General features: G+C 67.3%; 10 protein-coding genes and 2 pseudogenes. 2 read left to right on the forward strand and 10 right to left on the reverse strand.

Going from position 1 to position 9,397, the window contains the following annotated elements; genetic code table 11:
* Positions 1-24: 24 nt before the first annotated feature.
* Positions 25-1,134: pseudogene (locus tag A9X01_RS14570) on the forward strand (MinD/ParA family ATP-binding protein); the annotation flags it as partial.
* A gap of 89 nt (positions 1,135-1,223) precedes the next feature.
* Here A9X01_RS14570 and A9X01_RS14575 read toward each other — a convergent pair.
* The 9 genes from A9X01_RS14575 to A9X01_RS14615 form a co-directional block, all read right to left on the reverse strand.
* Positions 1,224-1,520, reverse strand: coding sequence for a hypothetical protein (locus A9X01_RS14575; RefSeq protein WP_036358172.1), 297 nt, complete (start codon positions 1,518-1,520; stop codon positions 1,224-1,226).
* Positions 1,521-1,538: 18 nt separating this feature from the next.
* Complete coding sequence (locus A9X01_RS14580) at positions 1,539-1,808, reverse strand: hypothetical protein (RefSeq protein WP_036358176.1); 270 nt, start codon at positions 1,806-1,808, stop codon at positions 1,539-1,541.
* A gap of 71 nt (positions 1,809-1,879) precedes the next feature.
* Positions 1,880-2,698 carry an ESX secretion-associated protein EspG gene (locus tag A9X01_RS14585; protein ID WP_065121457.1) on the reverse strand — a complete coding sequence of 273 codons (819 nt, stop codon included), beginning with the start codon at positions 2,696-2,698 and terminating at the stop codon, positions 1,880-1,882.
* On the reverse strand, positions 2,695-3,777 hold the full coding sequence (locus A9X01_RS14590; RefSeq protein ID WP_065121458.1) for a PPE domain-containing protein: 1,083 nt from the start codon (positions 3,775-3,777) through the stop codon (positions 2,695-2,697). Before A9X01_RS14590 ends, A9X01_RS14585 begins: the two co-directional genes overlap by 4 nt.
* Positions 3,778-3,830: 53 nt before the next feature.
* Positions 3,831-4,121: a PE family protein gene (locus A9X01_RS14595; protein WP_065121459.1), complete on the reverse strand. Its 291-nt coding sequence runs from the start codon at positions 4,119-4,121 to the stop codon at positions 3,831-3,833.
* Positions 4,122-4,131: 10 nt separating this feature from the next.
* The gene (locus tag A9X01_RS14600) at positions 4,132-5,520 is read right to left on the reverse strand and encodes a hypothetical protein (protein WP_065121460.1); all 1,389 of its coding nucleotides are present in this window, start codon (positions 5,518-5,520) and stop codon (positions 4,132-4,134) included.
* Between the two features lie 10 nt (positions 5,521-5,530).
* Complete coding sequence (locus A9X01_RS14605) at positions 5,531-5,821, reverse strand: hypothetical protein (RefSeq protein WP_065121465.1); 291 nt, start codon at positions 5,819-5,821, stop codon at positions 5,531-5,533.
* Between the two features lie 151 nt (positions 5,822-5,972).
* A complete protein-coding gene (locus A9X01_RS14610) occupies positions 5,973-6,323 on the reverse strand; it encodes a YbaB/EbfC family nucleoid-associated protein (RefSeq protein ID WP_065121461.1) in 351 nt (116 codons plus the stop codon).
* Positions 6,320-6,646: a hypothetical protein gene (locus tag A9X01_RS14615; RefSeq protein ID WP_065121462.1), complete on the reverse strand. Its 327-nt coding sequence runs from the start codon at positions 6,644-6,646 to the stop codon at positions 6,320-6,322. The genes A9X01_RS14610 and A9X01_RS14615 overlap by 4 nt, the downstream gene beginning before the upstream one ends.
* A gap of 220 nt (positions 6,647-6,866) precedes the next feature.
* Between A9X01_RS14615 and eccA the strand changes: the two genes are divergently transcribed.
* Positions 6,867-8,702: a type VII secretion AAA-ATPase EccA gene (eccA, locus tag A9X01_RS14620; protein ID WP_065121463.1), complete on the forward strand. Its 1,836-nt coding sequence runs from the start codon at positions 6,867-6,869 to the stop codon at positions 8,700-8,702.
* Positions 8,703-8,918: 216 nt separating this feature from the next.
* Here the strand turns inward: eccA and A9X01_RS14625 are convergent.
* Positions 8,919-9,397, reverse strand: a pseudogene (locus A9X01_RS14625) (hypothetical protein); the annotation flags it as partial.

Below are 9,397 nucleotides of genomic sequence, written 5' to 3' on the forward strand. Positions count from 1 at the left end.
AGCCCTGGCTGTTGAAGTTGCCCGCCGCGGCCACGACCACGACGTTGTTCTCGAAGGCGTAGCGCACGGCCCGGCCCGCCGCCCGGCCCGCGTCTCCCACCCAAAGCGCGACCGGCTGCCGCGGCGCCAGCTCCCGCTCAGCCACCGCCATCACGGCCGGCTCCGCCGCCCGTGCCGCAGCCGTACCAGCCCTACCGTGTGCCACCGTCGATAGATGAGGCCGAGATCACCGATCCCGGTCGGTTTGCGCCGCCGTCGGGTTGGCGCCGCGTTGTGCACAAAGCCACGTCGGGCCATGTCAACCCCGGAGCGTCCCGGAAAGAACGCCGGCAGGAACATCTGCTCGCCGAGATCCGGCAGCCGATCGTCGGGGACTTCCGTATCGCGGTGCTCTCGATCAAGGGTGGGGTCGGAAAGACCACCACCACATTCGGTTTGGGTTCGGCGTTGGCGACCGTGCGCCATGACCGGGTGATCGCCGTCGATGCCAACCCGGACCGGGGGACGCTGGGGGAGCGGGTGGGAGACGCGTCGACGCCCTCAACCGTGCGTGACCTGTTGTCCGACCCGAACATTCACCGCTACGCCGACGTTCGCAATCACACCCTGATGGCCACCAGCCGACTCGAAGTGCTTGCCAGCGAACAGGATCCGGCGGTGTCCGAGGTTTTCGGCGCCGAGGACTATCGGCGCACCGTCGACATTTTGCGACACTTCTACAACATCATCCTGACCGACTGCGGCACCGGCATCATGCATTCGGCGATGTCGGCGATTCTCGACCTCGCCCACTCCATCGTGCTGGTCAGCTCGCCGGCTATCGACGCCGCTCGCAGCGCCTCGGCGACCCTGGATTGGCTGGTGCAGCATGGGCATTCCGGCTTGGTCCGGGAAGCGCACGTGGTGCTCAGTGCCTCGCGTCCGGGTTCCGCGGCGCTGAAGCTGGACAAGGTTTACGAGCACTTCCAATCACGTTGCCGTTCCATACATTTGATCCCCTTCGACCCGCACCTCGCCGAGGGCGCGGACGTCGACTTCGGCCGATTGAATCCCGCGACGAGGCAGGCATACCTTGAGCTCGCCGGGTCCGTGGCGGAGAACTTCGGACGGTTGCGCGCCCCGCGCGAGCAGTGAACGCACCAGCGGTCAATCGCTGGCGTCGCTGCGACCACAACAGCGAAAACCCGGACCCCCCACGGGTGAGTCCGGGTTCTCGGGCGACATCAGCCCAGGATGTTGGCGGCCTGGCTGTTGTCGAGGTCCTGCACCAGCTGGTTCTGGTCGACCGCACGGATCTGCGTGGCGTGCAGATCCTGAATGATCTCGTCCATCTCCTGGGAGAACTTGAGGCGAAGCCCGTTGATCTCCTCGGGAGCGTGGCCCGTGTAGGGACCCGACGTCAGGGTGTTGAAGAGACCGTCGATCTCGGTCCGCATCTGCTCGGCATCGGCGGTGATGCTCCGGATGGCGTCGAGGGTGTTGTAGTTCGCCTCGAAGTTGTACTTGATCCCGTATGACATGAGCTGTTACCTGACTTCCTAGGCGTCGATATTGCGGTGGGCCTGAATGTATTCCATGGAGCTGGTGGCAAGGCGGTCGGTTTGCGCCTGGATCTGGCGCATGTGGTCGAGGTGCTCGACCATGCGGTTGTGGAACATCTGCGCCTGGTTGCCGTGCCAGTTCAGGTTGACCATCTCCTGGACTTCGTTCTCCATCTTGACCAGCAGCTGGTCCGTGGTCCGCAGATGTTCGTTGATGTTCTTGACATGCGGATCGGCATCTTCGGTTACTTCAAATGGGTGCGACATGCGATTCTCCTTTTCCTAGAGTGGCCTCGATTCACGAGGACACCGTGGTCTGATTTCTGCGCAATACCGTGCTAAACCAATGACGCCTCCCATTGGTCCGTCGACAACTCGACAAGTTGACTGATCGCCTGGCCGATGGCGTGATCCGAGCCCGGCTTCAGCGTCGTCCACAGTTGTCCGCTCGGCGAGGCGCTGGGCGCGCCCACAATTCGTCCCCTCCTGGTGTAGAACACCCCTACCGCTGCCGGTTGTCGCGAGATACGGTCCTGATCGGTACACAGTGCGTAGTAGACGATTTCGGCGAACGCGATGCGCGACGCCAGCGCGGACCCCAGCACCATTGCCGCGCGCGGTTCGGCGCCCAGGGCCCGCACCCGGTCGGCCAGTTGCGCCGCATCGTAAGTTCCCAACAGGTTTCGGCTTACCAACTCCGTCGGTGCGCCCACCGGCGTCACCTGCGCGCCCTCGGACCGGGGCAACCGGCCGATCAGGGCCTGGCCGGCCCACGCCAGCCCGGCCGATCCGTCGGCGACCTGCACCGCGATCTCGTTGCCGACCCGTCGAGCAACTACACCCAATGCGCCACAACGGATTACGCATACCCTGGCGATGCCGTCGGGGGTGACCAGACGCATCGCGAGCTCCCGGTCCGGGCGGCGCAACGCCCGCAGGATCGGCACCAGGTCCGGTTCGATCACGCCGTCGACGATCAAGCCGCGTGAAACCAGGCTGCGGGTGGCCGCATCGAAGGCCCCCTCGAGCGCATCCACGGTGTCATAGCGCGGACGCACGTCCAGCACCGTCGGAAACTCGTGAACGCCGATCCGCGACCCCACGACTTGCAACTCGTCCTCGGTGAGGGTGAAACCGGATCGCACCGCCGTGGTCACAGGCTCACCTCCTGATCGGCGCCGATCACCGGCGGCGACACCCAACGGTCGGAGACCTGCTGCAGCGTGCGCTCGGGTTCTTCGGCGAAGCCCTCCACCTGCTGCGGCTCCGGCGCGGCCAGATCATCGAAGATCGCGGTGGTGGGGCCCCAGCTCACATGGGAGACGGTGAACGGCGCGTCAGTCTGCTGTGCCGCGGGCAACCAGGATTGACCGCCGTCGGAGATGCCGGCGCCCGGCTCTCCGGCCCCTTCGAGCGGCTCCGCCTCGCGGAAGGACTCGTAGGACTGGCCGCCGCCCTCGCGACGGTGCCCGGCCATCGGCGCGTAACCGCCTGCGCCACGGCCCATCCCGCCGCCACCGCCGGACCCGTTCGAGGAGAAGCTGGTCTTCTTCAGCTGCTTGGCGTCTTGGCTCCCTTTGACCGGTGTGGCCAGCATGGGCGAGAGCTGCCGCGGTGCCGCGCCGCCGCCTCCGCCACCGCCGTGTGACCCGCCGCCGGACTTCCCGTCCTTTTCGGCTTTGAGGGCGGCGCCGTTGACGATCTGCGGGGGCACCGGCTGTTCCCACGGTTGCGCCAGTTCGGCGACGGCGTCCTCGTAGCGACTCATCACTGCCGCGGCGTCGGCCTGCTGGGCCGACGCGGCCTCCTCGAATTCGGCGAAGCTGCCCTGCAGCACCGCACCGTTGTATGCCGACAACGAAGCCATCATGTCTTGTGCCGCTTTGGCTTCGATGGCTTCGGACACGCTGGGCATCGACAGGATCGCGACCGTGTTGGCCACCGCGGCTTCCTCGGCCCGTCGTCCATTAGCGGCCGCGCTCAGGCTCGCCGCCTGCAGCCACTTGCCGAACGCCTCGAGCTTTGCCACCACGGCTTCCGAGGCGTTGCTCTCCCACGAATTGCGAACACTCTCGATGATCCTGTCGTAATCCGCGGAGATCTTGGCGAACTCGTTGGCCACCCGAATCCACGCGGCGCCGGCTTCACCCACCGACGAGGGCCCGGGGCCCTCGGTCAGGTCGCGCGCCAGCTGCTCAGTGCTGCGCGATTCCCACACGACATTCGTGAATCCCATTACCGTGGCCCCCCTTTCGTTTCCTCAGCGCTGTGTCGACGTGGTTGGCGCGCTCAGTCCGCCAAGTCCGTTTCGGCGATACGCCCGGCATGCGACCGCATCGCGGCGGACACCTCGTGCATCTCGGTGGCGCCCTGGTCGGAGGCCTTGGTGAACGACCCGAGCACCTCGTTGAGGGTGTGGGCGACCCGTTGTGACACCTCGTCCTGACCGGAGGAGATGGTCGTGAGGTTGGGCGTCTCGGTCTCCATCACGCGCTGCATGCGGCCGGCGAGTTCGTCGAGCTGCCGGGTGACCTCGGTGACCTCGTCGGGCCGGATTGACAGACGGTTGTTCTCGGTCATATCGGTGCTCCTAAATTCGAAGTTTCACGTCGGGACTGTCGTCGGGATCTATTGCGGTGTCACCGATTACGGGCGGACTGGCGTGGCCGAGATCGCCCACGATCTCGCCGCCCTGATCGGTCGTGTGCAGGAACGCCGCGGAAGTGTGGCTGCCGCTGGCACCCGCCTTGCCGCCCTGGGCGCCGTAGCCCGCCGCGCCGGGAGCCATCATTCCCGCCCCGGATATCCCGGCCGCGCCGCCCGACGGGCGTGCCATCGCCGTGCGGGCCACCGCGGCGGCAGCGTTGTTCTCGTTCTGAACCAGCGGTGACGAAGGCGTCATCCGGGCCGGCGTCGTCGCCGCGGCACCGCCACCGCCATGCCCGCCACCGCTGGGATGTGCCGCGCTGACCATCCGGCCGGTGTGGCCCAGCGCCGACGCCGGTGCCGCGGCACCCGCTCCCTGCGCCGCCTGACCCAGGCCGGAAGCCAGACTGGTGCCCGCCTGCATGCCCGCCTGCAGGGCCTGCGTCCCCGCCTGGACGCCCATCGTCAGCGGCATCATGCCCGCCTGTAGGGCGGGCCCGATCATGCTCATGCCCACCGACAGCATCGGGCCGAGCATGCCCATGGCCATCTCGGGGCCCTGGGTGACCGCGATGGGAGCCCCGGTGGCGGTGGTGGCCGCCGCCTGGCTGGTGAGCGTGCTTTCCAGCTCGGTGATGCACTCGGTCGCCAACGCGCTGGCGCGCGACGCGGACTCGACCATGTTCGGCGCGGTCCACGGCAGACCGGCCGCCAGCGCCTCGAGTTCGTTCTGGCACTGGGTGAGAATCTCGATCAGCCGTGCCTGGCCTTGCTCGACATTGGCTGCGGCGGCGGTGAATTCACCGCCCAAGGCGGTTCCCTGCGCACCGACTGCGGCGCCGTTGGCCAGCGTCTCGCCGGTCTTTGCCGCGGCCGCGGTCGCGCCGGCACCCGACCAGCCCTGGCCGCCCATGCCGCCCATCATCTGGCCCAGCGATTGCTGCAGCCCGCCGGCGGCTTGCTGGAACGCCTGTGTGACGCCGCCGAACATCTGCGTGGGGTTCATGCCCTGGAAGACGCCGGGGCCCAGCGTGCCGAGCATGTCGGTGACTGGCTTGAGTAACCCGCCGGCGAAGTTGCTGCCCATGCCGCCCGGCCCCTGGGCGCCGGCGAACTCCGCGGGAATGCCTTCGCCGCCGAAATCGCCGAACTCCGGGCCACCGGTGGGCAGCTGACCCAGATTGAACTGGTTCAAAATGTCTTGTACCGGCCGGTTGAGCCAGGCTTGCAGGTCGTTTTCCAGTTGGTTGATCACGGGCTGGTGGTCGAAGCCCGCCGTCGGGTCGAACTGGCCGGGTGAGCCCGCGTCGGGGGCAGGGTCGGTGGTTCCCATGGCGGGCTGCCTAGACGTCGGTGACCGCGTCGGCGGCGGCGTGCGCCGCGTCCGACACGTGCGTGGCCACACCCAACAGCGCGTGGTTGGTCGCCGTGAGCATGCCGCTCATCACGTTGTTCGCCGTCGACTCGTACATCGCCGGGATCATGTTCGCCACCGCGATCGGTCCCAGGGCCATCGAGAAGGAGCTCAGCTGCGCCGGGGTGACGGTACTGAACGCGGACGTAATGGCCGTGCACGCCGCCTCTTGTGCCGCGGTGAGTGCCTGCATGAAGTCAGGCTGCATTGCGAATGTCATGTGCTGCTTCTTTCCCCCAGAAATCCCGCTCTGCCTGCGGCTTACGCTGGTCTTTCCACCATAAGGGCCCCCGCCGGTAATAAACTGCACGGATTTTAAGCAGACTTTCAAGATCACCGCGATTTACGTGTGTGCAATAAGCGCGATTAATTTATTGCGGCTCGACGATGCTGCCGTCAGAACGCACCAGCGGAGCCTTCTGCAGCTCGGCCATGCGGGCGGTGAATTCCTTGAGCAGGAAGTTGTAGCGCTCGGCCGCGACCTTGGCCGCGGCCTGCGCGGTTTCGACAATCAGGGTGGCCAGCGCGTCGGGGTCGAGGCGGCCGGCGGCCGGCCCCAGCCACAGACCGGTCAGCTGTCCGAGGCCGTCGACCTCGGCGCTGACCGCCCGGTCGCGGCTGGTCACCCGTGCGGTGATGGTCTTGGACTGTTCGGTCATCGACTGCAACAGATCGCGTTGCTTGATGGCCCGCGCGATCACCGACTGCGCCAGGCTGGTCATACCGACCTCATCCAGGTCGCCGGAGCTTCGTCGTCCTCGTCACCGAACAGCGCCTCCTCGGCCTCGGCGAGTTCCTCCTCCGTCGGCAAGCCGAGTTCGCGGATCACCGACGCGGTGAACCCGCGGTCGACCAGTTGCCGGCGATAGGCCACCTGCGCCCGCATCGCCGACAGCCGGCACAGCGCGAGGATGTCATTCGCGAGTTCCTGGGGCGGCCGGTCGAGTTCGCTGCGGTCGAGCTTCAGGGCCGTCGGCAGTCCGCGCTCGGTGGTGACGACGGCGATGGTGCCGGTGCGGGATCGAACCGGTTGTTGTTGCGGCATGTGAGACCTCCACCCGTCGCCGGCTGTCCTCATTTTCGTCCGAGATTTCGCGCGTTTTTGAAACTTGTCGGATCGGTACAATAACTTTCTACCGCTACAACGTGGGGGAAAGGGACGTGAATTCGCCTCGCGGCCGCTCCCGGCAGCGGACCCATTTTCTGCGGCGCGAACTTCGGTACCGCAGCGACTAGCAGTGACTAGCAGTAAGGACACCGAGCACATGCCTGGCACCAGGGACGCGCAGCGGGTCTTCGACGCGGGCGTGTTGTCACTGGGAATCCCGATCGACGGGTTGGAGACCGACCGCGACGTGCAGTACGCGGCGTTGGCGTTCAAACGCGCCACCGAACACGACCCGCAGATGAGCGACGCCTGGCTGGGCCGCGCGGCGGCCGGCGACACCAGCAGCGAGGTGCTCTACCACCTCTGGCGGACCAGCAAGGAGAACCTCAACCGGGAACAGCGCCGCCTCGGTTTGCCGCGGCACGCACTGTGCGGCCGGTTCCAGACCGGGCTGTACCTGGATTACACGCTGAGCACCCTGACCGAGGTGTGGCTGGCGTATGCGGCGAGCCTGATCGCGGGCAAGGATTACGCGGAGGCCGAGCGGGTGCTCGACGAGCTGGACACCATGCGCCGTTCCATGCCCGATGGCGACTCCGAGTCCACCGAGATTTGCGCCTATGTCCGGGCAGTGTTGCACTTCACCACCCAGCGCTGGCCGGATGTCCTTGCTGCGCTGGCGAATTCGTCCTCGTTCCGGGATGAGTACATCAGCGCCGGCGCGCATCTGATGGTGGGGTCGGCCTGCGCGCAGATGGGATTGTTCGGCGAGGGTATCCGCCGCTTGGACCAGGCCATCGAGGGGCCCATCCCGGCCGCAAGTCGCGCGGCCGAGTTCTGCAAGGGCCTGACGCTGCGGGAAATGGGCAAGGAAGCCGAGGCCAGAACCGTTTTCGAACGGATCTACAGCGAAGAACCTGGGTTCGAGGCGAACGCGGCGGCGCTGCACGACCCGAAGTACCGCCTCATCATCAGCACCCGGGAAGACATCGATTCCCGTACCGACAAGTGGGATCCGGCCACCGCGCGCAGTGCCCGGGATCTGGACGCCGACACCCTGACCGAGCGCGGCAACGAATACCTGCGTGCAGCTCAGCTTGAGCTGGACCGGCAGATCGGGCTGACCGACGTCAAGCTGCAGGTGGCCAAACTGCGGTCGGCCGCCAAGTTGGCCAAGGTCCGCGAAGGCAAGGGGCTCAGCGCCGCTGCCCGCAGCCTGCACCTGGTGTTCACCGGGCCGCCGGGCACCGGCAAGACCACGATCGCCAGGGTGGTGGCCCAGGTCTATTGCGGGCTGGGACTGCTCAAGACGCCCGCGGTGATCGAGGCCAAGCGCAGTGATTTCGTCGGCGAGCACCTGGGCAGCACGGCGATCAAGACCTCCGCGCTGATCGACTCGGCGATGGACGGCGTGCTGTTCATCGACGAGGCGTACACCCTGATCCAGACCGGCCTGGCCGGCGGTGACGCCTTCGGCCGTGAGGCGGTGGACACGCTGCTGGCCCGCATGGAGAACGACCGCGACCGGCTGGTGGTGATCATCGCCGGATACGACGCCGAGATCGACCGCTTCCTGGCCGCCAACGAGGGCCTGGCCTCCCGGTTCACCAAGCGCATCCGGTTCGCGTCCTACAACCCGACCGAGTTGGGCGACATCGGCCGGCTGATCGCCAAGACCCGGGACTCGGAGTTGACCCGGCAGGCCTACGACGAACTGGTCGCCGCCTGCACACGGCTCTACCACAGTGAGTCCGTGGACGAATCCGGCCAGCTCCGGCGCGATATCGACCTGGTCGGTAACGGACGGTTCGTCCGCAACGTGATCGAGACGGCCGAAGAGGAGCGGGAGTATCGGTTGAGCGAGCGTCCGGACGTCAGCGTCGAGGACCTCGACGAAGCGGAGTTGATGCGCATCGAGGTCGGTGACATGCGCGCCGCCCTGGAAAACGTGCTGGGTATGTCGTCCCGCCAGTTGACCTCGAGAACGCGCTAATGGAAAACACCGAGACCCCAAAGCCCGCACCGGCTTTCAAACGCAGCAGTGACGCGGACACCAACCCGATCCCGGTGGCGCAGATCCAGGCCAAGCTCGCCGAGGAGGCTGCGCTCGCCGAACAGGCCACGCAAGCCGAGGAGGTCGAGCAAGCTGGCGCCGACGAGGTGCCGCCGCCCGCCGAGCGCCCAAGCCCGTCAACCGCGGGCACCCGGGTCATCGACGTGCCGCCCGGGCCGCCCGTCCCGACGGCTCCTGCGGTTGCGCCCGATGCACCGCCGGTGCGCCCGGCTCCAATACCGGGGCGCCCACCGGCTGCCGAAGCACCGGCCCCACCACCACCACCCGGACCACCGCCGCCCGCACCGGCTGGCTCACCCTGGCGATCAGCTTCTGGCGGGTGTTCTCCTGCTCGGACTCCTTGGGGCTGAGGCCGGTGACCCGGTGCACCACCTTGCGCCATCCGCTCTGCGGGCGTGGACGCACCCGACGCACCAGTCCCAGGTCGGTGTGCGACGGCATCCGCGGGTCGTGCACACCCTGTTGCGGCGGCGCGCTCGGGGTGGCGGTGGTGAACGGGGTTGGGACCGGCTGTGGTGCGGGCTGATTCAGCCGTGGATCGAGCTGCGGCGGCGGAGGCGCAGGGGGCGGAGCGCCCGTCCCGAACAGGGTGTGCATTGCGCCCGATGCACCGC

It is taken from the genome of Mycobacterium asiaticum, assembly GCF_001668675.1.
Taxonomy (GTDB): domain Bacteria; phylum Actinomycetota; class Actinomycetes; order Mycobacteriales; family Mycobacteriaceae; genus Mycobacterium; species Mycobacterium asiaticum_D.